Genomic DNA, 23,425 nt, shown 5'->3' with positions numbered 1-23,425 from the left:
ACATTCCGCTGTCTCAGCGGGGACAGGTCGGCTGGTACGCCGTCTCCGGGACGTAGGCGGCCCACTCGTCCGGGGTGAAGCCGCCACCGGCGACGGCGCAGGCGGTCTTGGACGGCGCGGCCCGCAGGGCGTTCAGGGCCGAGTAGTCCCACACCACGGCCCGTGTCCCGCTGGTGTCGATGCCACTGGTGAACAGGGTGTGCCCGTCCGGATGGAAGAGCAGTGCCCGCGACCTCAGCTCGGCCCGCTTCAGGCCGCTGACACGCTGGGGGGTGGACGGCTCGGCCACGTCCCAGAGCGTCAGCACGGAGTCCCTGGTGCCGGTCGCGAGGGTGCGGCCGTCCGGGTCGAAGGCCACCACGTCGACGTCCGTGGTACTACCGGTCAGGATCGCCTGTCGCCGGCGGATCGGGCCGGTGACGTCCCACAAGGCCGCGGTCTTGTCCGAGCTGCCGGTCGCCAGGGTCCGCCCGTCCGGGCTGAACGCCAGGGAGGTCAGGTAGGCGGAGTGCCCCTTGAGGCGCCCGGTCTGCACCGGCTTCGACCGGTCGGCCAGGCTCCACAGACTGACCGTCTCGCCCTCGGCGACGGCGACGGTGCCGCCGTCGGGACTGAAGGCCATCGGCCCGGCCAGCCGGCCGCCCGGCAGCTCGGAAAGCCGGACCGGGTTGCGCGGGTCGGTGAGGTCCCACAGCACCACGTCGCGTCCCTCGATGACGGCCAGGGTCTTGCCGTCCGGACCGAACGTCAGCAGTGAACCGAAGGGCCCGATGGGCAGCCGGCCGAGAGGGGCCGGCGCGCTCGGATCACTGAGATCGGTCAGCGTCACGAAGCCCTCCGATGCCCAGCCGAGGGCGGCGATGATGTCGCCGCTGGGGCTGACCGCCGCCGCGTTGAGGATCTTGGGAGTGACCCGCACGGTGGCGCGCTCGACCGGGCGGGCGGGGTTCGACACGTCGAAGATGCTCGCCGTCCCGTCGCCGTGCGCTGTGGTCAGGCGCCGGCCGTCCGAGCTGAGAGCGGCCATCACCCCGTCCCGGGTCTCGCCGGTGGCCCGGCCGACGGCCTTCGGGGCGCCGTGCGCCTCGACGGTCCACAGGCTCAGCGTGCCGTCGATCGCCAGGGTGGACAGGATCCGGTCGTCCCGGCTGAACGCCATCGTCAGTGCGGCGCCGTCGTTGCTGTTCACGTCGACGAGGTGGACCGGCGTGTCCGTGGTCATGTCCCACAGGCGCGCCGTTCCGTCGATGTCGCTGGTGGCCAGGGTCAGACCGTCGTTGCTGAACGTCACCTCGATGGCGCGGGCCGCCTGCGAGGACAGCTTCTTCGGCTTGGCCGGGTCACCCATGTCCCAGATCGAGAGGCTTCCCGCGGGGTCGTGGGTGGCCAGCAGCGGCCGCACCGGGCTGAAGGCGGCCCTCCGAACCTTGCCGTCCAGCGTGGCCAGCGGGGTCGGGCTCATCCGATCAGTGATGTCCCAGACCTTCCCGGTGACGGTGGAGAAGCCGGCGGCCACGACGGTACGGCTGTCGGGGCTGAACACGATCGGCGTCAGGCCGTCGCCCGGGACCTGGCCGAGCTTGGCGGGGCTCTCCCGGTCGGCCACGTCCCAGAGGGTCCACAGCCCGTCGAAGTCGCCGGCGGCGAGTGTCCGCCCGTCCGGGCTGAGGACGGCCTGGACGGCGTCCGTCGTGGGCACCGTGCAGATCGTGACCGGATTGGCCGGGTCGGAGACGTCGAGCAGCATCGGCTGGAGGTCCCAGCCGCCGACGACGGTGAGGGTCTTGCCGTCGCGGCCGAAGGACAGGAAGGAGAACACCGGGAAGTCGTCGAGCGTGACGAGGCGAACCGGCACGGCCGGGTCGGCCACGCTCCACAGTGACAGGGTGTAGTCGGCCCCGATGACGGCGATGATGTCGTTCGCCCCGTAGGCCATGGCCACCACCTCATCGGTCGCGCCGAGCTTGCGGGTGGAGGTGACGAGGGCGGCGAGCTCGGCGCGGGTCTCGGCGCTGGGCTGGATCTTGTCCGCGGCGATCCCGAGCCGGAGCGCCATCGCCGGGTCGTTGTCGAGAGCGGCCGTGGCCCGGTTGAACAGTCGCCGGACCAGCGTGATCCGCTTCTCCTCCGCGGCGTTCTCCTGCTGGCGGCGGGCCTCCTCGGCGGCCTCCTTCGCCTTTTGTTCGTTCGCCCGGGCGATGGCCTCCTGGCGGCGGGCCTCCGCCGCGGACTGCTCGGCGAGCCACTGCTGGCGCCGGGCGATGGTCCGCTGTTTCTCGGCCTCGGCGGTGGCCTGCGCGGCGAGGAGCTGCTGCTGCTCCGCGATCATCCGCTGGCCCTCCGTCGCCCGCGCGGCCTGCCCGGCCAGCTCCCGCTGCTCGCGGGCCACCTCCCGCTGCTCCTCGGCCAGCGCCCGCGACCGGCTTGCCAGCTGCTGCTGCTTCCGCGCGTTCTCCTGCTGCCGTTTCGCCTCGGCCGCCGCCCGCTCGGCCGCCGCCCGCTGGTCCCGTGCCTGCTTCTCCTGTGTCTTCGTCTCCACGGCGGCGGCCCGGGCCCGGGCCTCCTGCGCGCGGGCGTTCTCCTGCTGGCGTCGCGCCTCCTCGGCGAACCGGCCGGCATTGCCGCGCTCCTGCGAGGCGAGTTCCGTCTGCCGCTCGGCCTCGACCCGGGCGGAGGCGGCCCGGTCGGCGTTACGGTTCGCGACCACGCCGGTCAGGGACGCCACCGCGGTCAGCAAGGCCAGCGCGGCCACCGCCCCCCGGCGCAGCCGCCGGGCCTGGCGGTGCTGCCGGATGTCCTCGCCCTCCAGCTCGTCCTTGCTGAGGCCGTGCATCGGGGCGGCCAGTTGCGCGATCGCGTCGCGGAACCGGGCGTGTTTCAGGCTGAGGGCGGGGTCGTCGTGGGTCCAGCGCAGGTCGAGGAAGAGCGGCTCCTCGGCGAACACCCCGCGCAACGCGTCCGGCACGGCCGTCGAGTCCGCGGACAGGTCGCCGCGCACCGGGTCCCACCGCCACTCGCCGTCGGTCAGCACGGGCAGGATCCGGTTCGCCGGTTTCGTCGCGATCCAGTGCTCGATCTCCCGGTTGACCCACGGCGACTGGGCCGCCTCCGGTGACGCGAGCAGCACGAACCACTCCGAGCCGTCCAGCGCCTCCTGGATCGAGGACCACAACGCCGGGGTCACCGACAGACCTGTCTGATCCCGGAATATCCACAGCGCGCGACGGCGGTTCCACGGCTTTGCCAGCCGATGCAACCCACGCTGCACGGCCGGCGCCAGCCGCCCGTCCGCTGCGTGGCTGTACGAGATGAAGCCATTGAAAGTCATGCCGGCCCCCCGCGTTCGATCGTCGGCGCCGATCGATTCTCCACGCAGGTGCCGTCCGGGGGAAATCGGCGCCGGAGGTGGGCGTCACCGGCAACCCCCCGGCCCGCCTCCCCGGGCCGGCGCCCGGCCGGGATCGGCCTGCTTGGATGGATGGCGTTGCCCTCGACGGGAGCCCCGTCGTGTCCGGGGACACGACGGGGCGGCGGTTCCGGCGATCAGGAGGTGGCCGTGGCCGGCTCGGTCCCGGGCTTGGCGGGCGGGGCGCCGTGGTCGTCGTCGAGCATGGTCTGCTCGTCGAACGGGTCGTTGCCGGCCAGGACCAGCAGGGCGCGTTCGCGGTCGAACTCGCGGGTCCAGATGCCGATCAGGACGGTGGCGACCGCGTTGCCGGCGAAGTTGGTCAGGGCCCGGGCCTCGGACATGAAGCGGTCGATGCCGACGATCAGGCCGACGCCGTCGACCAGGTCGGGGCGGTGGCTCTGCAGGCCGCCGGCGAGGGTGGCCAGGCCCGCGCCGGTGACTCCGGCGGCGCCCTTCGAGGCGATGATCATGAACAGGAGCAGCGAGATCTGCTCGCTCACCGACAGCGGGTCACCCATCGCCTGGGCGACGAAGAGCGACGCCATGGTCAGGTAGATGGCGGTGCCGTCGAGGTTGAAGGAGTAGCCGGTCGGGACGGTGATGCCGACGACCGGGCGGCTGACGCCGACGTGCTCCATCTTGGCGATCAGCCGGGGCAGCGCCGACTCCGACGACGACGTGGACAGGATCAGCAGGAACTCGCGGCCCAGATACTTGAGCAGGCTGAAGATGTTGATCCGGGCGACCACCCAGAGCAGCGAGCCGAGCACCACGAATACGAACAGCGCGCAGGTGACGTAGAAGCCGAGCATGATCTGGGCGAGGCTGATCAGCGCGTCCACGCCGGTGGCGCCGACGACCGCGGCGATCGCGCCGAACGCGCCGATCGGGGCGAGCCACATCAGCATCGCCAGGATCCGGAAGACCAGCCTCTGGAACAGGCCGATGGCGCGCAGCACCGGCTCGGACCGCTCACCGAGGCTCTGCAGGGCGAACCCGGCGAGCAGCGCCACCAGCAGGGTCTGCAGCACGTTGCCGGACGCGAACGGGGTGAGCAGGCTGTCCGGGATGATGCCGAGCAGGAAGTCGGCGGTGCTCTTGGCCGGTTCGGTGCCGACCGCCTTCTGGCCGGCCGCGGCCGTCGAGGCGTCCAGGTGCATGCTCGAACCGGGGTGGATGATGTTGCCGACGACCAGGCCGATGGCGAGCGCCACGGTCGACATGGTGAGGAAGTAGCCGAGCGCCAGGCCACCGACCTTGCCGACCTTGGCGGCCTGCCGGATCGAGCCGACGCCGAGGACGATGGTGCAGAAGATGACCGGCGCGATCATCATCTTGATCAGGTCGACGAAGCCGGTGCCTATCGGTTTCAGCTCGACCGCGGTGTCCGGCCAGAGCAGGCCGACGCCGATGCCGAGCAGGACGGCCGCGATGACCGCCAGGTACAGGTAGTGTGTGCGGTCGCGTTTGACCGGCGGGGTAGCGGTAGTCATGCCGAGAATGTGGCCTGGGTCTCAGCGGCTTTCACCGTTACGTTCATTCTGTTCACCCGAACGAAACGAATCGAGGCCCGGGTTTGTCACGACGATGGAGCATCGCGCGGCAGCTCTTCGCCCTCCAGGTGCTGGTGGTGACGTTGCTGGTGGCGATCGGGACGACCGGCGCGGTGCTGCTGGCCAGCCGGGACGCGCAGGCCGCCGCGGAGGCCGAGGTGATCGCCGTGGCCGAGACCCTGGCGAACTCGCCGTCGGTGATCGGCGCGCTGCGGTCCGCCGATCCGGCCGCGTCGTTGCGCCCGTTCACCGAGGCCACCCGGAGCGCCACCGAGACCGACTTCATCGTGGTGATGGCCCCGGACCGAACCCGGTACAGCCATCCGACGGAGAGCCTGATCGGCCAGCCGTTCGCCGGTTCGGTCGACGAGGCGCTGCGGGGCGGGCGGGTGGTCGAGGAGTACCGGGGCAGTCTCGGCGATTCGGTCCGCACCGTCGTGCCGGTCCGTGACCCGGGCAGCCGGGCGATCATCGGGCTGGTCTCGGTCGGCATCAAGACCGACGAGATCAACCGCGAGCTGTTCGCCCAGCTGCCGGTCGTCGGCATCGCCACCGGCATCGCGCTGCTGCTGGCCGCGGGCGGGTCGTGGCTGCTCAGCCGGCGGCTGCGACGGCAGACGCACGGGCTCGGGCCGGCCGAGATGACCAGGATGTACGAGTACTACGACGCCGTCCTGCACGCCGTCCGCGAGGGTCTCGTGGTCGTCGACCGGGACGGCCGGGTGACGTTGATAAACGACGAGGGCCGCCGTCTGCTGGGCGTGGAGGCCGACGGGCCCGCCGACCTGCCGCCGGAGGTGGCCGGCCTGATCACCGAGCGTCGCCCCACAGTGGACGAGCCGGTGCTGATCGGTGACCGGGTGCTGGTGGCGAGCCGGCGGGAGACCCGGTTCGACGGCCGCACCCTCGGCACCGTGCTGACCTTGCGCGACCACACCGAGCTGCGTTCGCTGACCGGCGAGCTGGACTCGGTGCGCGGGCTGACCGAGGCCCTGCGGGCGCAGGCGCACGAGGCCGCGAACCGGCTGCACACCGTCCTCACCATGGTCGAGCTGGGCCGCGCCGACGAGGCGATCGCGCTGGCCACGGCCGAGCTGGCGGTCGCGCAGCAGCTCACCGACCAGGTCGTCGGCGCGGTCGAGGAGCCGGCTCTGGCGGCGTTGCTGCTCGGCAAGTCGGCGCAGGCCGGTGAGCGTGGCGTGGAGCTGACCATCGACGGCGAGTCCCGGCTGACCGGCTCGCTGCTGCGCGGCCGCGACCTGATCACGGTGGTCGGCAACCTGATCGACAACGCTCTCGAGGCGGTCGCCGAGACGCCGCTGCCACGCCGGGTGGGTGTGCTGGTGCGGGAGGAGGACGGCGAGGTGCTGGTCCGGGTCCGCGACAACGGCCCGGGGCTGAGCCCCGATCAGGCGGCGAGCGCCTTCCGGCGCGGCTGGTCGACCAAGGGGGACGGCCACGGCATCGGTCTGTCGCTGGTCCGGCAGGTCGCGGAGAGGTACGGCGGAAGCTACGACATCCACACCGCCGGAGAGGGTGGAGCCGTGATCAGTGTCCGGTTGCCGGTGCCGTCATGAGCGAGCTCGCGAGCGATCGTGCACCCATCCAGGTCCTGGTGGTCGACGACGAGCCGCTGATCGCGGAGGCGCATCGCGCGTACACCGAGAAGGTCGAAGGTTTTGTGGTCGTCGGGGTGGCGCACACCGCGCGGGACGCGATGACCCGGCTGCGCGCCCACCCGGTCGATCTGGTCCTGCTGGATCTCAACCTGCCCGACAAGCACGGTCTGGAGGTCGCGCGGGCGCTGCGCGCGGCGGGCAGCGGCACCGACGTGCTGGCGGTGACCTCGAACCGGGACATCGCCATGATCCGTCAGGCGGTCGCTCTCGGGGTGACCCACTACCTGCTGAAACCGTTCACCTTCGCGGCGTTCCGCGACAAGCTCGACCGGTACGCCCAGTACCGCCGCCAGCTGGCCGGGTCGGCCGAGGTGGCCGCCCAGCACGAGGTGGACCGGGTGTTCGCGACCCTGCGCGGCGCCCCGCCGGACACCCTCCCCAAGGGACTGGACCCGAAGACGTTCGACCTTATCCTGACCGCGCTGCGGGCCGCCGCGCCGGCCGGGCTGTCGGCGGCCGAGGTCGGCGCGCGCACCGGCACGTCCCGGGTGACCGCGCGCCGCTACCTGGAGCATCTCGCCGACGCGGCCCGGGTGGTGCGCAGCCCGCGGTACGGCGGACCGGGCCGCCCGGAGGTCGAGTACCGTCCGGCCTCCGGGGGTACCCACGGTCCATGACGGACCAGACCCTGATCATCCTGGGCGCGAGCGGCGACCTGACCGCCCGGCTGCTGCTGCCGGGCCTCGGCGCGCTGCTCACCGCCGGGCACGTGCCCGGCCTGACGCTGATCGGCGCCGCCACCGACGACTGGGACGACGCGCGCTGGCGGCAGCGCGTCCACGACTCGTTCGGCGAGGCCGGCCCGGCCGCCGTCGACGTCGCCGGCCGGGCCCGCTGGATAACCGCCGACGTCACCCACACCGACGACCTGCGGCGGCTGCTGGGCGAGGCGCGCGGCCCGGCGGTGATCTTCTTCGCGCTGCCGCCGGCGGTCACCGCGAAGGCCTGCGAGGCGCTGCTCGGCGTCGAGTTGCCGCCCGGCACCCGGCTGGTGCTGGAGAAGCCGTTCGGCACCGGCAGCGCCGCGGCCGCCGAGCTGAACGCGCTGCTCACCCGTCTCGTGCCGGAGGAGCGGGTGCACCGGGTCGACCACTTCCTCGGCAAGTCGACGGTGCTCAACATCCTCGGCCTGCGGTTCGCCAACCGGATCTTCGAGCCGGTCCTGGACGCCACCCACGTCGAGTCGGTGGAGATCGTCTTCGACGAGAACCTGGCTCTGGAGGGGCGGGCCGGCTACTACGACAAGGCCGGCGCGCTGGCCGACATGATCCAGAGCCACCTGCTGCAGATCCTCGCGCTGCTCACCATGGAGGCGCCGTTCACGCTGGCCGCCGCCGAGTTCCGGGACCGCAAGGCCGACGTGCTGCGCGCCACCCGGCTGTGGGACGACCCGGCCACCAGCAGCCTGCGCGCCCGCTACACCGCCGGTGACCTGGACGGGCGCAAGCTGCCCGACTACGCCGACGAGCCCGGCGTCGACCCGTCGCGCGGCACCGAGACGCTCGCCGAGATCGTGCTGGCCGTCGACACCTGGCGCTGGGCGGGCGTGCCGTTCCGGCTGCGGTCCGGCAAGGCGGTCGGCGACAGCCGCAAGGAGGCGGTGATCACCTTCAAGCGGCCCCCGCGGGTGCCGGACGGCCTGCGCGGCTGTGACCAGCAGGATCGTCTGCGGATCGGGTTCGGCCCGGACCACCTGGCCCTCGACTTCAACATCAACGGCCCGGGTGATCCGTTCGAGCTCGATCCGGTCACGCTCGGCGCCGACTTCGGTCAGGGCGATCTTCCGGCGTACGGGGAGGTGCTGCGCGGCGTTTTCGCCGACGACCCGACCCTGTCGGTCCGGGCGGACACCGCCGAGCAGTGCTGGCGCATCGTCGAGCCGGTCATCGACGCGTGGCACTCCGGCGCGGTGCCGCTGCGCGAGTACCCGGCCGGCTCCAGCGGCCCTACCCTGCCGTTACCGCTGTGACCGCCACCGTCGTGTAGGGCATGGTGAACCGCTCGCCGGTCACCTCGCCCAGGCCGTCGATCAACGCGGACAGCTCCGCCGGTGGCAGCAGTGTGTGGCCACCGGCGGTCGGCACCAGGTCGAGCCACTCCTCGCGGGTGTATTCGTGCTCCCACTCGTACCGCCACACCTCGGGCGCCGTGAACTCCGGCCCGATCCCGGCGATCGTCTTCTCCGCGACGGTCGCGTAGGGGTCGGCCACCTGCCACGGGTCGAACGGCAGGCTCGGGGCGACCCGCCGGTAGACCTCGCCGAACGCGGCCGCCAGCTCGGCGGGCGGCCGGTAGGCGTTCCAGAACAGCGCCAGCCGGCCGCCCGGCCGCAGCACCCGTGCCGCCTGCGCCGAGCCGGCGGCCGGGTCCACCCAGTGCCAGGTCTGCCCGGCGACGACCGTGTCGAAGGTGCGCCCGGCCGGGTCCCACTCCTCGAACCGGGACTCCTCCACGGTGAGGCCGTGTGCGCGGGCGGCCTCGGCCATCCGCGGGTCGGGCTCGACGCCGAGCACCCGGCAGCCGGCGTCGCGCAGCTGGCGGGCCACGATGCCGGTGCCGGTGCCCACGTCGAGGACCTCGGGGCCGCTCTCGGCGAGACGGCTGATCAGGGCGGCCGGATAGCGCGGCCGGGCGCGGTCGTAGCGCGCGGCGTCGACGCCGAACGACTGGGCGATCCGCCGGGGATCAGGTGTAGTGGGCATGCGCCCACTATAAGTGGGCACTCGCCCACTCGGCTAGATTCCTGATGTGCCGACCGGTGTGGCCCTGCGAGACGTGCGGGCCCAACTCTTCGACGCCGCCGACCGGATCCTGCTGGCCTCCGGTCCCGAGGCGCTCACCAGCCGTGCCGTCACCGACGGCGCCGGCTGTGCCAAGGGCGTCCTGCACCGGCACTTCACCGACTTCGACGACTTCCTCGCGGAGTACGTTCTGGATCGCTCCACCCGGATGGACACCCGTGTCGTCGCCCTGCGCGCCGGCGAGGGATCCGTCACCACCGCCGTCGCGGAGGCGCTGACCTCGTTGTTCGGCTCGGTGGCGGTGGCCATCGTCGCGCTCGTGACCTTCCGCGACGGGCTGCGCGCCCGGCTGCGCGAGACGTGGCCGGCCGGTGTCCCGGTGCTCACCGAGGCCGCCGAGCTGTTCGCCGCCTACCTGGAGGACGAGCGGTCCCGCGGGCGGATCGCGGCCGGCGCCGACACCGCCACGCTCGGCGCCATCCTGATCGGCACCGGCCACCTGCTCTTCGCCGACCGCACCGGGCCGCCACCCGCCCCCGAGCACGTGCTGCGGACGGTCGCGGCGATCATCCCCGTCGCCGCCGCCACCTGATCACCACCCCGGCGTAGGAGACCGCCACCACCACGGCGATCAGCAGCCGCACCTCGTCCAGGTAGCGCTCCGGATACATCACGCCGGTCAGGTACGTGTCGATGAACCCGCGCTCCAATCCGGACTGGCCGGCCCGCTCCCGCGCCCAGTTCTCCACATACGTCAACGGGCAGTTCAGGGCGAACACGACGATGCACAGGCCCCACACGGCCGCCGCCAGGTGCAGCCAGATCAGCCGCGGCCGGCGCCACGCCAGGAAACCGCCGGTCACCACGAACGCGATGAACAGGAAGTGCACGACCATCGTGGCCTCGGCCAGAACCCGGTAGATCATGTCCTTCAGTTTCCTCGATTAATTCGTTGGACGGGTGCCGCGAGGCCGCCTATGTTTGTCATCAACACCGACCCGGCCGGGCCGCGAAACACAGAGAGGGGGAGACGATGTCCGCCACGATGCAGGCCATGCCGAGTCTCCCCGTTCGAGGTCTCGCCCGACTTCTGGGCCGGTGGCGCAGCTAGCAACCAGCTAGCGATCTCTGCGCCGCCCTTCCTCACGGAACCGGGCGGCGTTTCTCGTTGTGCCTTCTTTGACAATTGAAAAGCGATATGACGATGTCTCCGTAGCTCAGCGGAAAGAGCACCGGATTACGGATCCGGGTGTCGGGAGTTCGAATCTCTCCGGGGACACTGTTTCGCCCTCGTGGCCCAACGGCAGAGGCACCAGACCGAGGATCTGGACGGTGCGCGTTCGAATCGCGCCGAGGGCACGCAGGAGATCAGGCCCGGGTAGCCCAACTGGCAGAGGCGCCGCATTCAGGGTGCGGAGGATGGGGGTTCGAATCCCTCTCCGGGTACGCAAGGGCTCGTAGCTCATCAGGTAGAGCATCCGTCTTGCAAGCGGAAGGTGGCCGGTTCGAGTCCGGCCGGGTCCACGCAGTAACACAGTGGAGAGCTGGCCGAGTGGCCGAAGGCGCCGGATTGCTAATCCGGAGCAGGGGTAATGACTCTTGCCGGGAGTTCGAATCTCCCGCTCTCCGCTCCGTCGCCGTAGCTCAGGGGCCGAGAGCGCCGCCCTCATAAGGCGGAGGCCGGTGGTTCGAAACCACCCGGCGACACGTACGAACGGGTCGTGGCGCAGCTTGGTCAGCGCGCTCGCCTTGGGAGCGAGAGGACGCGGGTTCGAATCCCGCCGACCCGACTGCACGACGAGCGCCGCTAGCTCAATGGGTAGAGCTTCTGACTCTTAATCAGCAGGTTCGGGGTTCGAGTCCCCGGCGGCGCACTCGCAGGGTGGAGGAGTTCGGTCGTCCTCGCCGGTCTCATAAGCCGGAAATCGTGGGTTCGAATCCCACCCCTGCCTCCACGTCCCGACAGCAGCCCCGGTTCCCGGCGGGGACGGCCGTGCCACCGCGCGGCCGTCCCCGCCGGGGCAGGGGCTACTTCTCGTCGAAGACCAGGAACGGCAGGATCAGGGCCATCACCTCGGCCGCGTGCCGGGCGGCCAGGTCGTGGTAGGAGTGTCCCTTCTTCTTGTCCGCGGTGTCGGAGATGCCACGGATGGTCAGCCAGCCGCGGGGGCTGTCGTCCTGCTGGGCGCTCTCGTGGAACGACTGCGCCACCCCGGCCGCCTCGGTCTCGACGGCCATCACCTTCTCGTTGAACTCGGCCAGCCAGCGGCGGATCTCCGACCGGGCGTCGGTGACCACGGCGTTGCCCGAGCCGATCGGGCCGCGCCGGATGTGGAAGGTCTCGCCGTCCGGGCGTACCTGCTCGGCGGTGGTCTTGGACATGAAGTCGTTGAGCCGGTCGCCGAGCGGCCGGGCGATCGCCTGCGCCTGGCCGCGCCGGTAGGTGTGGCCCGCCGCCTCCCGGCGGGCGTCGTAGGCGATCACCTGGTCGGATATCACCACGTCGCCGACCCGGACCTTCGGGTTGACGCCACCGGCGATGCCGACCAGCAGCACCACGGCCGGGTTGTACTCGGCGACCAGCTCCCGGTAGGCGAGCCCGGCCGAGTCGGTGCCGCGTGTGTACGTCTGCACGGCGGCCACCCGGATCGGGCGGTTCTCCGCGTCCGGCAGCCAGGCCTCCCGGGCGAGCGGGCCGTACGACAGCCGCCGTTCCCGGTAGTCACGCATCCGCTGCAGCGTCGCCTGGACCGCCCGGATCTCCTCGTCGATGATCGTCAGGACGGCGACGTCGGCGGACCGGCGGGGCCGGGCGGACCCGGTCGCGCCGGGTCCGGCCTGGGGCGCCGCGTGGTACGTCATGTCGCGTCCGGCGACCGGGCCGCCGAAGTTCACCGTGGTCCCGGAGACGTGGATGCCCCCCGAGTGATCGGTCATCACTGCTCTCCCGCGCCGTTCATGTCCCGTCCGGCGACCGGGCCGGCGAAGGTCACCGAGTCGGCGCTGGCGAAGACGCCGCCACTGATGTTCAGGACCGACGCCGCGCGGCTGCGGAACTCGGAGGTGTCGATGTCGTGGCTGTCCAGGTAGTCCAGGACCGAGGCGAACACGCGACGCTCGATCAGCTTGTGGTATTTGGCGATGTCCTGCGACTGCGCCAGGTACCGGACGTCGGTGTCGCTGCCGAGCTCCCGGATGCCGACCCGCGCCCCGTAGTCGAACCCGCGGGTGACGGCGGCCTGGCCGCTGCTCTGCCCGGCGACCATGTTGATCAGGGTGCTGGCCAGATGGACCGGAGCCCGCCAGATCGCGCGCGGCGCGTCGGCCACGCCGGTCTTGACGGCACGCCACCACGCGGCCGCGCCGTGCCCGTCCACCGAGTCGACGATGCGGAACCGCTCGTCGCAGGGCGGCAGGACCGTCGTCGTCATCTCCAGGTAGAGCGAGCGGCCCTGGACCGCCACGTGCACGTAGACGGTGGGGATCAGCTGGCCGCCCCACGCGAACACCTGGCACGCGAGGTAGTGCCGGGCCGGCGAGGTCGGGTGGCGGATCACCGCGGCCATCACGTCCGGCGGCGTGTACGGCAGCAGCTGGCTCACCTCGGTGCCGGCCAGGCACACCCGGTCCTCGACGGTCAGCCCGGCGATCTGCTCCTCGGCGGCGCGCTGCGGCAGCAGGGTCGACAGCCGCTCCCGGACGTGGTCGACGAGCTGCTGCGCGGCGAACGGCAGCTGCTCGAACTCGCGCCGCTGCTCGGAGTCGCCGGAGCCGTCGGCGTGCCGCCCGATCACCCCGTCGAGCTGCCGCGCGGCCGGGTTGACGGCCCGGACCAGCCGGATCGCGAAGCCCGAGCTGCCGGCGACGTCCCCGGAGCCGACGTACGACCGGAAGCCGCTGTAGACGGTGGTGTTGCCCCGCTGCTGACGGGCGACCTCCTCGAGCCGCTGGTTGTGCACCGGCTGGGTGAGCGCCACCCCGGGCATCATCCGGTCCAGCACGGACTGCCGCCACAGGTGGAAACCGAGCGATCCGCCGAAGATCAGCACACCGACCAGGAAGGCCCCGGCCCCGAGCGCGGCGATGAACCCCTCGATGCTGCTCGCGCTGGTGGTCGTGGCGGCCGTGCCGGCGAGGGCCACGGCCAGCCAGAAGAGCAGGAACACCACGCAGTATCCGATGAGGAGGAAGAACAGGCGGATGATCAGCGGGCCGAGCGCCATCGGCTCGTTGGCCCGCAGCCGCTGGAAGCACTCCTTGGCCAGGCGGTAGGTGACGATCGTGGAATGGAGCGCGGCCATCGCGGTCAGGACCAGGAACAGCGAGGCCGGCGCCGCGCAGAGGGTGACCAGCACCGTGCCGACGATGACGGCGTCCCGGATCAGCGCGCCGTTCCGTGCTTTCACACAATGCGCGAGAACCGGTACGGCGTCGAAACCGAACGACGGCGCGACGATGCGCTTCGGCTCGTAATACACCTCGCGCAGGCATTCGTTCCGGAAGGTCTCGTCGAGATAGGCGCCGGCGCAGAGGTGCCGCGTCGCGGTCAGCGGGTCGACGGGATAGGGCTCCTCCGGTCTGGGCCCCGGATGCGTCGGTGCGTGCGTGGTGAATTGAGACACCGGTACTCCTTCGGTGCGATGTGCGCGGATGTTGACTGAGGCGTCGCCGGCTGCAGAATCGATCCCGATGGCGGCGGCGATCGGCGGGGAATCCCGTGGCGCTCCGCACCGGAAATGGTCCACTGAGGACCATTAAGGGCGGACTCGGCTGAACGGGTCGTTCGGTGGTCTGTTGGTCGGCGTCCGATGGCAATGCGGGCGATCAGGGCTGACCGCATCGAGGAGCGTGACGTCGGCCGCGCTGTGATGTCATCGACCTTGATGTCTTCTCGACAGTAACCCTGTCGAGTGTTTGTGTCAACTAGACATTATCCGTTCGGAGTGGGCCGAGTGCATCGCGCGGAGGCCTGCGCGCGGAGTCCTCACCTGGGCGAACGCGCAGATGAATGGGTTGCGTGAACCGCTCCGAAGGGGAAGCCTGCGAAGAAGGGATGCGCGTGAGGAGGGCTGCCATGGGCAAGGTCGTCGCTGCCCTGTCCATGTCGCTGGACGGGTTCGTCGCGGATGAGCACGACGGTGTGGCCGAGCTGTTCGGGTGGTACCAGAACGGTGACGTCGAGGTGCCGGGTGCTGATCCGCGCTGGATTTTTCATGTGACCGAGGCGAGCGCCGGATTTCTGCGGCCCGCCCTCTGCGAGACGGGCGCCCTGATCTGCGGGCGCCGGCTCTTCGAGAACACCGACGGCTGGGGCGGCCGGCATCCCGCCGGATGTCCGGTGTTCGTGGTCAGCCATTCGGTGCCGGGCGGATGGCCGCGCGACGATTCGGAGACGTCCTTCTGGACCGACGCGATCGCGGCGCTGGAGGCCGCGCAGAAGACGGCGGGGGAGCGGACCGTGTCGGTGTCGACGCCGACTCTCACCCAGCAGTACCTGGACGCCGGGCTGCTCGACGAGATCACCGTGTCGCTGGTGCCGGTCCTGCTCGGCGCCGGCACCAGCTTCTTCGGCGATCAGGTGGTGACGCCGGTCCGGCTCAGTGATCCGCGCGTGATCGAGGGCCGGGGCGTCACCCACCTCACCTACCGCGTTCTGCGTTAGGCAGCTTCCTCAGGAAGCGGCCCAGGTGCCTGTCGAACAGCGCCGGATCGGACTTGACGATCTCGTCGCGGCTCCACCAGCGGACACTGTGGAACTCGCCGGCGTCCGGCCGCAGCGGCTGGTCACGGGGGATCTCGACGGTGTACCACAGGCTCACGTCGACGTGCCCAGCGTCGACGCCGACGGTCTCGGTGACGGTCAGGAAGAGCGGGGCCGCGGAGACCGGAGCGGTCACGCCCAGCTCCTCCTCGATCTCGCGGGCCGCCGTCTCGTACGGATCCTCGTCCACCTCCACGTGCCCGCCCGGGGGCAGCCACAGACCCGCGTTGACGTGCTCGACCAGCAGCACGTCCCCGTCGTCCGGATCCACCGGGACCACGTAGGACACCAGATGCCGGGACGGCTCGGCCGGTTTCACCCGGCGGAACACGTCGTCGGTGCTCCGCAGCCAGCCGAGGGCGTGCCCACGGTGCTCGCCCTCCAGATTGTCGGCCGGTTCCAGCCTGGTCACCACGTCGTGCACTGCCGCCACCGTTGAACGCATCCGAAAATGATGGCACCCATATGTGCCAGGCAGGTGACAATGCGTCGCATGGTCACTCGCATCAACGCGCTCACCGACCCCTCCGGTGACAACCCGGTCTGGATCGCCGAGGGCGACGACGGACGTCCTCTCGGCACCGCCCGCCTCTTCATCCCGGCCGGAGGCGGGGCCGCCGACCTGCGGATCACCGTGCATCCCGCGGAACGCCGGACCGGCGTCGGCACCCGGCTGCTGCACGCCGCGGTCGGGTCGGCCACCGAGCGTGGCCTGCCGGGGCTGCTCGGACCGGCCGTCGAGGAGGGCTCCGCGGGGGAGTCGTTCTGCGTGGCGTCCGGGATGCGGCGGGTGCTGGCTCTCACGTACACCCGCCTTGATCTCGCTGTTTTCCGCGGCGAAGCCGGGGCTGTCGACGGCTACCGGCTCGTGCACTGGGCGGGCGCGGTGCCGGACGAGCTGGCCGGGACCTACGCGCGGTCGCGGCGCGCCATGGACGACATGCCGATGGACGACGCCGCCTGGACCCCGGACGTGTGGGACGTGGAGCGGCTGCACCGGGTCGCCGCCGCCGTCGCGGAGCGCGGCGAGATCCTGCTGACCACCGCCGCGATCGGGGCGGACGGGGAGATCGCCGGGTTCACCGAGGTCGTGGTGGCCGGGGACGGCGCCGGCGACGGGCAGCACTACGGGACCGGGGTGCTGCCCGAGCACCGCGGACGCGGGCTGGCCCGGTGGCTGAAGGCGGCGCAGATCGAGGAGATCCGGGCGCGGTTCCCGAAGCTGGAGGGGCTGCTCGCCGACACCGCCGACAGCAACACCGTGATGCGCCGGGTCAACGATGCGCTCGGCTACCGCCCCACCCACCGCAGCCTGCTCTACCAGATCGACCTGCCGCGATGACCGTGATCAGCAGCATCACCGTGGAACGCGTTATGGATCATGCCCTCGCGGAGTTCGCCGCCGGCCACGGCGTGGAGTTCCGGCATGTCCGGCTGGAGCGGGGCCGGCACCGCTCACAGCCGATGCTGGTGGCGCCCGGCGGGGCGGCGGTCATCCGGGAGTGGATCGAGAAGATCGAACGGTCCGGCCGTCCCTGGCTGACGCCGATGCGGACCCGCACGCTGGCGCCGGCCGACGAGGCCCGGCCGGCCGAGCGCGACTTCGAGCACCACATCGAGCTGCGGTCGGAGCCGTCCCGGGTGGCCGTGATCCTCGCGCTCACCGACCTTCTCCAGGTCAGCGGAGCCGGACTGTGCCGTGACCCGCGCCCGATCATCGTCCAGCGCTGCCCGGACACCGATCCGGACGCCGCCCTGGCGAGCCTCGCCACCCTGTCGGCGGCACTGCGCGGGCTCGGTCTGGAGTTCGTCTCGATCCGGCGCTGGGTGGTCCGGCACGACAGCAATCCCGGCTGGGACGACGGCTGGCTGACAGAGGCCCGCGTGCCGGAGAACCCGCCCCGCGTCATCGACGGGGCTCTGCGCCGCGGCATGCCGGCCACCTTCCGGCCGGTGCCGGGCGGCCGGGAGATCGAGCAGCTGCTGACCTTCGACCCCGCGCTCAAACAGTTCGGCAACGCCTACCGGCCGGGGGAGCCGGTCTTCGCCGACCCGCCGACCGGCCGGCGCTGGCGGGCGGCGCGGGAGACCAGAATGAACGAGCTGCTCACCGTGCTCGGCGGCAGCCGGTGGGCGGAGCACCTGGTGCTGCGCGGCAGCGCGGTCATGCGGGCCTGGGTCGGCGCCGACGCCCGGCGGCCCGGTGACCTCGACTTCGTCGTCACACCCTCGAACATCACCAGCGACAGCCGGGCGGCCCGGGACCTGCTCGACGGGATCAAGGCGGCGGCGTCCGAGGCCGGCCTGCGGCCCGGGGAGGCCGGCGAGTCCGCCATCTGGACGTACGAGCGTGCCGACGGCCGCCGTCTGGTCATCCCGTTCTCGACGCCGGACCTGCCGGACGGCAGCGTCCAGATCGACGTGGTCTTCGGCGAGCGCCTGCCGATCGAGCCGGAGCCGGTCGCGCTCCCGGGTGTGCCGGCCCTGATCCTGGCCGCGACGGCGGAGCTGTCCCTGGCCTGGAAACTGCTGTGGCTGGCCACCGACAGATACCCGCAGGGCAAGGATCTGTACGACGCGGCGCTGCTCGCCGAGCACACCACCGTCGACGTCGAGCTGGTCCGCGACCTGCTGCTGCCCGAACTCGGCGACGAAGCCCTGGAGTTCTCCGCCGCCACGCCGCTGAGCTGGCACGACGTGGACTGGGACAACTTCGTCGCCGAGTACCCCGGGGTGCCCGGAGACGCCGTGCACTGGCAGCGGCGGCTCGCGCTGGCACTGGACCGCGAATGAGACGGGCCCGGGGGAGAATCCCGGGCCCGCCCGTCACTCACGCCGCCGGGCGGTAACCGGCCGGACGGCTGGTGAACGTGCCCCGCCCGTGGGTACGGCTGCGCAGCCGCGTCGCGTACCCGAACAGCTCGGCCAGCGGAACCGTGGCGGTCACCGTGCGTACCGAGGAGTCGGTGACCTGGGCGCGCCGCGCGGCGAGGTCGCCGAGCACCGCTCCGATCGCGTCCGACGGCGCGCTGACCGTCACCTCGGCGACCGGTTCGAGCAGGGTGAGCGTGCAGCCCAGGAGCGCCTGCCGCAGCCCGAACCGGCCCGCCGCCCGGAACGCCATCTCCGACGAGTCCTTCACGTGCGTCTGGCCGTCGGTCAGCGTCACCCGCAGACCCACCACCGGATGTTCACCGTCGGTGAGCGCTTCCCGGCAGCCGGCTTCGACCGCGCGGGCGAACTCGGCCGGCACCCGGCCGCCGGTCACCGTCGAGGTGAACACGAAGCCGGTGCCGTCGACCGGCGTCACGTCCAGGACGACATGCGCGAACTGGCCCGAGCCACCGTCCTGTTTGACGTGCCGATACACGAAACCGGTGACACCGCGGGTCACCGCCTGCCGGTAAGCGACCTGCGGACGGCCGGTGGTCAGCGTCAGGCCGGTCGACTGCCGCAGCTTCTCCACGGCCACCTCCAGATGCAGCTCGCCCAGCCCGGACAGCACCGTCTGACCGGTTTCGGCGTCCGTGCGTACCCGCAGCGAGGGGTCCTCCGCGGCCAGCGCCGCGAGAGCGCCCGGCAGACGCTGCGCCTCGGATCGCGTGCGGGCCCCCACCGCGACCGAGACCAGCGGCTCGGTCACCCGCGGCGCCTCCAGCACGACCGGGTTCTCCCTGGTCGAGAGGGTGGCGCCGGTGCGGACGGCCTTCAGCCCGGTGACGGCGACGATGTCGCCGGCCACCGCCCGGTCGATGTCGGTGTGCCGGTCGGCCTGGACCCGGAGGATGCGCGAGACTCTTTCGGTACGGCCGTCGCGCGCGTCCCACAGGACATCCCCCTTCGTGATCGTTCCCTGGTAGACGCGCAGGTAGCTGAGCCGGTCGCGCTTCTTGAAGACCAGCGCCACCGGATCGCCGGTGCTGTCGCCGGCCGGTGCGGGCAGGTAGTCGACGACGGCGTCGAGCAGCTGTTCCACACCGATGTCCCGGTAGGCGGAGCCACACAGGACGGCCACCGCCTGACCGTTTCCGACCAGCTCCCGGATCGCCCTCTTCAGCGTCGCGTCGGACATGTCGTCCAGCTCGTCCAGCGCGTCGGGATGCAGTTCGGCGACCGCCTCCTCCAGCGCCCGCCGGGCCTCGGCGACCGACGGCGGCGGCTGATCGACCAGGCCGATCACGCCGGTGAAGCCGCCCTCCCGGCCGACCGGGACCTGCAGCACCAGCGGAACCACCTCGAGCCGGGCACGGATCGAGGCCACCGCGGCGTCCAGATCGGCGCCGGCCCGGTCGAGCTTGTTGACGAAGGCGATGCGGGGCACCCGGTAGCGGTCGGCGGTGCGCCACACCGTCTCCGACTGCGGCTCGACACCGGCCACCCCGTCGAAGACGGCGACCGCGCCGTCCAGCACGCGCAACGACCGCTCCACCTCGTCGGAGAAGTCGACGTGGCCGGGCGTGTCGATCAGGTTGATCCGGTGACCGGCCCAGTCACAGCTCACGGCCGCGGCGAAGATGGTGATGCCACGGTCGCGTTCCTGTGGATCGAAGTCGGTCACGGTGGTGCCGTCGTCGACCCGGCCGGTCCGGTGGGTCGTACCGGTGGCGAAGAGGATCCGCTCGGTGAGGGTGGTCTTGCCGGCGTCGACGTGGGCGAGGATGCCGAGATTGCGGACATGCATGATCGTGGATTCTTTCGAGTCTGAACGGAAGGCGGACCGCGCCTGTCACAGGCAGCAACCGGCCCCGGTGGCGCAGCCGGAGCCGGCCATGCCAGACACGAGGATCAGCTCGAAACGCGACGCGGGGATGACGACGGCGGTGCGGTAACGCATGGCCGGGTCTCCTCTCCGGGTCGCGGTGATGGCGCAACGGTACGAGAACGCGCCGATCGGCGTCGAACGATTAAGGTGGCGGTCATGCCGACGATCGCCGTCGTCCTGCTGATCATGGCGGCGGTCCGCGTCTGGAACCACCGCGGGCCGGCCCGGGCCCAGCCCTTCACCGGGCCGCTCGCCGCGGCCCTGCTGGTCGCGGTCTCCGGGGTCGCCCTTCCCCTCCACGGCTGGGGGTACGCGCTGGGCGCGGCCCTGCTGACGGCGGCCGGGTACGGGATCGTGCTCCTCGTCCCCGCCGGGCGCCGTGCCCTGGCCGCCCGCTCCTACGACCACCCGCTCCGGCGAGCCCTCGTCGGGGTGCCGCTCGCCACGGTGATCTTCGAGGAGGTGGCGTTCCGCGGCGTGCTGTGGGCACTGATCGCCGACGGCCACGGAGTGGGCTGGGCGACCGCGATCACGGCGATTCTCTTCGGGCTCTGGCATCTTCCGGACAGCGGAGAAGTGGCGTTCACCACCCTCGCGGGGGTACTTCTCAGCATTCTGCGGGCCGTCTCGGGCGGTGTCCTCGCCCCGTTCGTCCTCCACTGGACCGCCAATGGCCTGGGAATACTCGCTTCGGCGTGGGTGCGCCGATCCGGTCGGACGGATTCCGGCGGCCCTGATAAATCCTGAGAACCGTGTCGTACCCCGTCACTAAGCTCCGGAACGCCGTCCTACCTGTGGAGATGTTGTGAGCAGTCAGACCTCGGCGCCGGCGAAACTGGACGGCGCCGTACTCAAAATCGCCGGGGTTGTCGTCCTCGGCGCCATCATGTCGATCCTCGACGTCACCGTCGTCAGCGTGGCGATCCCGACCTTCCAGGCGCAGTTCGGCGCGACGTATGCCGAGGTCGCCTGGACCATGACCGGTTACACCCTGGCGCTCGCCACGGTCATCCCGCTGACCGGCTGGGCCGCCGACCGGTTCGGCACCAAGCGGCTCTACATGACCGCGCTGCTGCTGTTCACCCTCGGCTCGGTGCTCTGCGCCACCGCCGACAACATCGGCCAGCTCGTCGCCTACCGGGTGCTCCAGGGCCTCGGCGGCGGCATGCTCATGCCGCTCGGCATGACGATCATGACCAAGGCGGCCGGCCCGGAGCGCATCGGCCGGCTCATGGCGGTCCTCGGCATCCCGATGCTGCTCGGCCCGATCAGCGGCCCCATCCTCGGCGGCTGGCTCATCGATTCGTACAGCTGGAAGTGGATCTTCCTGATCAACCTGCCGATCGGTCTCGGCGCGCTCATCTACGCCCAGATCGTGCTGCCGAAGGACACCCCCGAGCCGTCCGAGTCGTTCGACTTCATCGGCATGCTCATGCTGTCGCCCGGTCTCGCGCTCTTCCTCTACGGCGTCTCCACCCTGCCCGAGGAGCAGACCATCACCGCCACCAAGGTGTGGGCGCCGATGCTGGCCGGCGCCCTGCTGGTGATCGGGTTCGTCCTCTACTCGTTCAAGCCGCGGCACCCGCTGCTCGACCTGCGTCTGCTGCGCAACCGCAACCTGACCGTCGCGTCGATCACGCTGGCCGTCTTCACCGTCGCGTTCATGGGCGCCGGCCTGCTGTTCCCCAGCTACTTCCTGCAGATCCACGGCGAGTCGACGCTGCACGCCGGCCTGCTGATGGCCCCGCAGGGCATCGGCGCCATGGTCACCATGCCGATCGCCGGCATGCTCGCCGACAAGATCCCGGTCGGGCGGACCGTCCCGTTCGCGCTGCTCCTGATCGCGGCCGGCTTCTTCGCCTTCACCCAGGTCGGCCCGGACACGTCCTATGTGCTGCTGTGCGGCTCGCTGTTCGTCATGGGCCTCGGCATGGGCGGCACCATGATGCCGATCATGACGTCCGCGCTGCGCACCCTCACCAGCCACGAGGTGGCCCGCGGCTCGACCCTGCTCAACATCCTGCAGCAGATCGCCGGCTCCGTCGGTGGCGCGGTGATGTCGGTGATCCTCACCTCCGAGCTCAACGACTCCCCGCCCGTCCCCGGCCTGCCCGTCCCGCCCAGCGGTGACCCGGTCACCGAGGCCGGCCTCGCCATCGCCGGCCAGATGAAACCCGAGGTCGTCGCCGGCTTCCCCGACCAGGGCCTCCTGGAGCGCGGCCTGGCGTTCGCGGCCGACTCGTTCGCGACCACGTTCACCGTCGGTTTCGTCCTCACCCTGCTCACCCTGATCCCGGCGCTGTTCCTGCCGCGGAAGAAGGAGGAGTCCCACCTCCTCGACGAGGAGAAGGGCGCCACCCCGGTCATCCTGCACTGATCGTCTCCCGCAGCGGCCACGAGGCCGTCCGGCTCCGGCCGGGCGGCCTCGCGCCGTGTCGGTACCGTGACCGGCATGGATCTCCTCGGCTCCGGGCGGGAAGCGGACGTCTATGCGATCGGCGAGGGCCGGGTGCTGCGGCGCTACCGCCGCGGCGACGACGCGACGGCCGAGGCGCGGCTCATGAGCCACCTGGCCGCCCACGGCTTCCCGGTGCCGCAGGTCCACTCGGCGAACGGCGCCGACATGATCATGGAGCGGCTCGACGGGCCGACCATGGCCGACGCGTTCGCCGCCGGGCACCTCGGCGTCGACGACGGCGCCGCGATCCTGGCCGGCCTGCACGAACACCTGCATCGGCTGCCGTCCCGGTCCGGCCGGGACAGCATCCTGCACCGCGACCTGCACCCCGAGAACGTCATGCTCACTACCCGCGGCCCCGTCGTGATCGACTGGCACAACGCGGCCGAGGGCCGGCCCGCCGTGGACGTGTGCCTGACCGCCGTCATCATCGCCCAGGTCGCCGCCGACCCCGGCCATCCGCACGCGGGCGCGGCAACGGCGTTCCTCGGGGCCTTCCTGACCCGGGTCGGCGGCGAACAGCTCGACGGGCTGGGCGAGGCGCTGGAGATCCGGCGGGCCGACCCCTCGCTCACCGCCGCCGGAGCCGCTGGGCTCGCTGCCGCCGTGACGCCCCTCATCCGCGGCGCCGTCTCCTGAGGGTCGGCCCCTTGCTTACCGACGCCGGGGCCGTTGGGCTGGCTGCCGCCGTGACGCCTCTCATCCGCGGCGCCGTCTTCTGAGGGTCGGCCCCTTGCTTACCGACGCCGGGGCCGTTGGGCTGGCTGCCGCCGTGACGCCTTTCATCCGCGGCGCCGTCTCCTGAGCCGGTTACCCGGCGCCGCCAGGGCCACCCCCCGTTTCCCGCAACGGTGACGTTGCGGGTGAGCGACCCTGGCGACGAGTCCGTGCGGGCCGCAGCTTCCTCGCAGCGGTGACGTCTTCCTCGCAGCGGTGACGTCACGCTTTCGTGTCGGCGCAGCCTCCCTGCGGCGGTGGTGGTGCGGGTTCGTGGCGGCGCGGCTTTCTGCGGCGGTGGTGGTGCGGGTTTGTGCCGGCGCGGCCTTTCCGCTGCGGTGCGAG

Annotated in this window: 18 protein-coding genes and 9 tRNA genes; 19 read left to right on the top strand and 8 right to left on the bottom strand. The window is 71.5% G+C overall.

Annotated features, from left to right (window positions below; all coding sequences use genetic code 11):
* Positions 1–13: 13 nt before the first annotated feature.
* Both BM290_RS01875 and BM290_RS01870 read right to left on the bottom strand, forming a co-directional pair.
* Positions 14–3,328: a TIR domain-containing protein gene (locus tag BM290_RS01875; RefSeq protein WP_093609232.1), complete on the bottom strand. Its 3,315-nt coding sequence runs from the start codon at positions 3,326–3,328 to the stop codon at positions 14–16.
* A gap of 215 nt (positions 3,329–3,543) precedes the next feature.
* On the bottom strand, positions 3,544–4,902 hold the full coding sequence (locus BM290_RS01870; protein WP_093609230.1) for a cation:dicarboxylate symporter family transporter: 1,359 nt from the start codon (positions 4,900–4,902) through the stop codon (positions 3,544–3,546).
* 83 nt (positions 4,903–4,985) lie between these two features.
* On the opposite strand from BM290_RS01870, the gene BM290_RS01865 reads away from it, so the two are divergent.
* From BM290_RS01865 to BM290_RS01855, 3 genes are read left to right on the top strand one after another with little or no spacing between them, the layout of a single operon-like run.
* Entirely contained in the window at positions 4,986–6,539 is a 1,554-nt protein-coding gene (locus BM290_RS01865; RefSeq protein WP_093609228.1) for a sensor histidine kinase, read from the top strand.
* On the top strand, positions 6,536–7,258 hold the full coding sequence (locus BM290_RS01860; protein ID WP_093609226.1) for a response regulator: 723 nt from the start codon (positions 6,536–6,538) through the stop codon (positions 7,256–7,258). Before BM290_RS01865 ends, BM290_RS01860 begins: the two co-directional genes overlap by 4 nt.
* Entirely contained in the window at positions 7,255–8,610 is a 1,356-nt protein-coding gene (locus BM290_RS01855) for a glucose-6-phosphate dehydrogenase (protein WP_093609224.1), read from the top strand. The genes BM290_RS01860 and BM290_RS01855 overlap by 4 nt, the downstream gene beginning before the upstream one ends.
* On the opposite strand, the gene BM290_RS01850 is transcribed toward BM290_RS01855, so the two are convergent.
* Positions 8,588–9,343, bottom strand: a complete 756-nt coding sequence (locus tag BM290_RS01850) for a class I SAM-dependent methyltransferase (protein ID WP_177319535.1) — start codon at positions 9,341–9,343, stop codon at positions 8,588–8,590. The genes BM290_RS01855 and BM290_RS01850 overlap by 23 nt on opposite strands.
* Before the next feature lie 46 nt (positions 9,344–9,389).
* Between BM290_RS01850 and BM290_RS01845 the strand changes: the two genes are divergently transcribed.
* Positions 9,390–9,974, top strand: coding sequence for a TetR/AcrR family transcriptional regulator (locus BM290_RS01845; protein WP_093609222.1), 585 nt, complete (start codon positions 9,390–9,392; stop codon positions 9,972–9,974).
* Here BM290_RS01845 and BM290_RS01840 read toward each other — a convergent pair.
* Entirely contained in the window at positions 9,949–10,308 is a 360-nt protein-coding gene (locus BM290_RS01840) for a DUF2784 domain-containing protein (RefSeq protein ID WP_093609220.1), read from the bottom strand. The genes BM290_RS01845 and BM290_RS01840 overlap by 26 nt on opposite strands.
* A 280-nt stretch (positions 10,309–10,588) precedes the next feature.
* Here BM290_RS01840 and BM290_RS01835 point away from each other — a divergent pair.
* The 9 genes from BM290_RS01835 to BM290_RS01795 all read left to right on the top strand — a co-directional run bounded on the left by BM290_RS01835 (position 10,589) and on the right by BM290_RS01795 (position 11,337).
* Positions 10,589–10,661: transfer RNA gene (locus tag BM290_RS01835), tRNA-Arg, on the top strand.
* A 7-nt stretch (positions 10,662–10,668) separates the two neighbouring features.
* A tRNA-Leu gene (locus tag BM290_RS01830) sits at positions 10,669–10,741 on the top strand.
* Positions 10,742–10,754: 13 nt separating this feature from the next.
* Positions 10,755–10,828 (top strand) — tRNA-Leu (locus BM290_RS01825).
* Between the two features lie 5 nt (positions 10,829–10,833).
* Positions 10,834–10,906 (top strand) — tRNA-Ala (locus tag BM290_RS01820).
* A gap of 14 nt (positions 10,907–10,920) precedes the next feature.
* A tRNA-Ser gene (locus BM290_RS01815) sits at positions 10,921–11,011 on the top strand.
* Positions 11,012–11,015: 4 nt separating this feature from the next.
* Positions 11,016–11,089, top strand: a tRNA-Met gene (locus BM290_RS01810).
* Positions 11,090–11,097: 8 nt separating this feature from the next.
* Positions 11,098–11,172 (top strand) — tRNA-Pro (locus BM290_RS01805).
* An 11-nt stretch (positions 11,173–11,183) separates the two neighbouring features.
* Positions 11,184–11,256 (top strand) — tRNA-Lys (locus tag BM290_RS01800).
* 2 nt (positions 11,257–11,258) lie between these two features.
* Positions 11,259–11,337: transfer RNA gene (locus BM290_RS01795), tRNA-Met, on the top strand.
* A 73-nt stretch (positions 11,338–11,410) separates the two neighbouring features.
* On the opposite strand, the gene BM290_RS48035 is transcribed toward BM290_RS01795, so the two are convergent.
* Both BM290_RS48035 and BM290_RS48030 read right to left on the bottom strand, forming a co-directional pair.
* Complete coding sequence (locus BM290_RS48035) at positions 11,411–12,319, bottom strand: 5'-methylthioadenosine/S-adenosylhomocysteine nucleosidase family protein (RefSeq protein ID WP_177319534.1); 909 nt, start codon at positions 12,317–12,319, stop codon at positions 11,411–11,413.
* Positions 12,319–14,004: a hypothetical protein gene (locus BM290_RS48030; RefSeq protein ID WP_177319533.1), complete on the bottom strand. Its 1,686-nt coding sequence runs from the start codon at positions 14,002–14,004 to the stop codon at positions 12,319–12,321. Before BM290_RS48030 ends, BM290_RS48035 begins: the two co-directional genes overlap by 1 nt.
* Positions 14,005–14,456: 452 nt before the next feature.
* On the opposite strand from BM290_RS48030, the gene BM290_RS01785 reads away from it, so the two are divergent.
* Positions 14,457–15,044, top strand: coding sequence for a dihydrofolate reductase family protein (locus BM290_RS01785; protein WP_093609218.1), 588 nt, complete (start codon positions 14,457–14,459; stop codon positions 15,042–15,044).
* On the opposite strand, the gene BM290_RS01780 is transcribed toward BM290_RS01785, so the two are convergent.
* Entirely contained in the window at positions 15,022–15,588 is a 567-nt protein-coding gene (locus BM290_RS01780; RefSeq protein ID WP_093609216.1) for an NUDIX hydrolase, read from the bottom strand. The genes BM290_RS01785 and BM290_RS01780 overlap by 23 nt on opposite strands.
* A 48-nt stretch (positions 15,589–15,636) precedes the next feature.
* Between BM290_RS01780 and BM290_RS01775 the strand changes: the two genes are divergently transcribed.
* A complete protein-coding gene (locus BM290_RS01775; RefSeq protein WP_093609866.1) occupies positions 15,637–16,485 on the top strand; it encodes a GNAT family N-acetyltransferase in 849 nt (282 codons plus the stop codon).
* Between the two features lie 32 nt (positions 16,486–16,517).
* The gene (locus BM290_RS01770; RefSeq protein ID WP_239143310.1) at positions 16,518–17,936 is read left to right on the top strand and encodes a nucleotidyl transferase AbiEii/AbiGii toxin family protein; all 1,419 of its coding nucleotides are present in this window, start codon (positions 16,518–16,520) and stop codon (positions 17,934–17,936) included.
* 37 nt (positions 17,937–17,973) lie between these two features.
* On the opposite strand, the gene BM290_RS01765 is transcribed toward BM290_RS01770, so the two are convergent.
* A complete protein-coding gene (locus BM290_RS01765) occupies positions 17,974–19,824 on the bottom strand; it encodes an elongation factor G (RefSeq protein WP_093609212.1) in 1,851 nt (616 codons plus the stop codon).
* 237 nt (positions 19,825–20,061) lie between these two features.
* Between BM290_RS01765 and BM290_RS01760 the strand changes: the two genes are divergently transcribed.
* From BM290_RS01760 to BM290_RS01750, 3 genes are all read left to right on the top strand, one after another.
* The gene (locus tag BM290_RS01760; RefSeq protein WP_143133565.1) at positions 20,062–20,652 is read left to right on the top strand and encodes a CPBP family intramembrane glutamic endopeptidase; all 591 of its coding nucleotides are present in this window, start codon (positions 20,062–20,064) and stop codon (positions 20,650–20,652) included.
* 58 nt (positions 20,653–20,710) lie between these two features.
* Positions 20,711–22,282: a DHA2 family efflux MFS transporter permease subunit gene (locus BM290_RS01755; protein ID WP_093609208.1), complete on the top strand. Its 1,572-nt coding sequence runs from the start codon at positions 20,711–20,713 to the stop codon at positions 22,280–22,282.
* Positions 22,283–22,357: 75 nt separating this feature from the next.
* The gene (locus tag BM290_RS01750; protein ID WP_239143311.1) at positions 22,358–23,002 is read left to right on the top strand and encodes a phosphotransferase; all 645 of its coding nucleotides are present in this window, start codon (positions 22,358–22,360) and stop codon (positions 23,000–23,002) included.
* The last annotated feature ends 423 nt before the right edge of the window (positions 23,003–23,425 follow it).

Origin of the sequence: Actinoplanes philippinensis, from assembly GCF_900113015.1 — a bacterium.
Taxonomy (GTDB): domain Bacteria; phylum Actinomycetota; class Actinomycetes; order Mycobacteriales; family Micromonosporaceae; genus Actinoplanes; species Actinoplanes philippinensis.
The sequence above is the reverse complement of the archived record's forward strand: the minus strand, read 5'-3'. Positions and strand labels throughout refer to the sequence as shown.

Excerpts from the sequence above, each read along its gene's own strand:
- BM290_RS01875 (WP_093609232.1), bottom strand. The coding sequence starts at position 3,328 with ATGACTTTCAATGGCTTCATCTCGTACAGCCACGCAGCGGACGGGCGG.
- BM290_RS01870 (WP_093609230.1), bottom strand. The coding sequence starts at position 4,902 with ATGACTACCGCTACCCCGCCGGTCAAACGCGACCGCACACACTACCTG.
- BM290_RS01860 (WP_093609226.1), top strand. The coding sequence starts at position 6,536 with ATGAGCGAGCTCGCGAGCGATCGTGCACCCATCCAGGTCCTGGTGGTC.
- BM290_RS01855 (WP_093609224.1), top strand. The coding sequence starts at position 7,255 with ATGACGGACCAGACCCTGATCATCCTGGGCGCGAGCGGCGACCTGACC.
- BM290_RS01850 (WP_177319535.1), bottom strand. The coding sequence starts at position 9,343 with ATGCCCACTACACCTGATCCCCGGCGGATCGCCCAGTCGTTCGGCGTC.
- BM290_RS01840 (WP_093609220.1), bottom strand. The coding sequence starts at position 10,308 with ATGATCTACCGGGTTCTGGCCGAGGCCACGATGGTCGTGCACTTCCTG.
- BM290_RS48035 (WP_177319534.1), bottom strand. The coding sequence starts at position 12,319 with ATGACCGATCACTCGGGGGGCATCCACGTCTCCGGGACCACGGTGAAC.
- BM290_RS01785 (WP_093609218.1), top strand. The coding sequence starts at position 14,457 with ATGGGCAAGGTCGTCGCTGCCCTGTCCATGTCGCTGGACGGGTTCGTC.
- BM290_RS01780 (WP_093609216.1), bottom strand. The coding sequence starts at position 15,588 with ATGCGTTCAACGGTGGCGGCAGTGCACGACGTGGTGACCAGGCTGGAA.
- BM290_RS01775 (WP_093609866.1), top strand. The coding sequence starts at position 15,637 with ATGGTCACTCGCATCAACGCGCTCACCGACCCCTCCGGTGACAACCCG.
- BM290_RS01770 (WP_239143310.1), top strand. The coding sequence starts at position 16,518 with ATGGATCATGCCCTCGCGGAGTTCGCCGCCGGCCACGGCGTGGAGTTC.
- BM290_RS01765 (WP_093609212.1), bottom strand. The coding sequence starts at position 19,824 with ATGCATGTCCGCAATCTCGGCATCCTCGCCCACGTCGACGCCGGCAAG.
- BM290_RS01760 (WP_143133565.1), top strand. The coding sequence starts at position 20,062 with ATGCCGACGATCGCCGTCGTCCTGCTGATCATGGCGGCGGTCCGCGTC.
- BM290_RS01750 (WP_239143311.1), top strand. The coding sequence starts at position 22,358 with ATGGATCTCCTCGGCTCCGGGCGGGAAGCGGACGTCTATGCGATCGGC.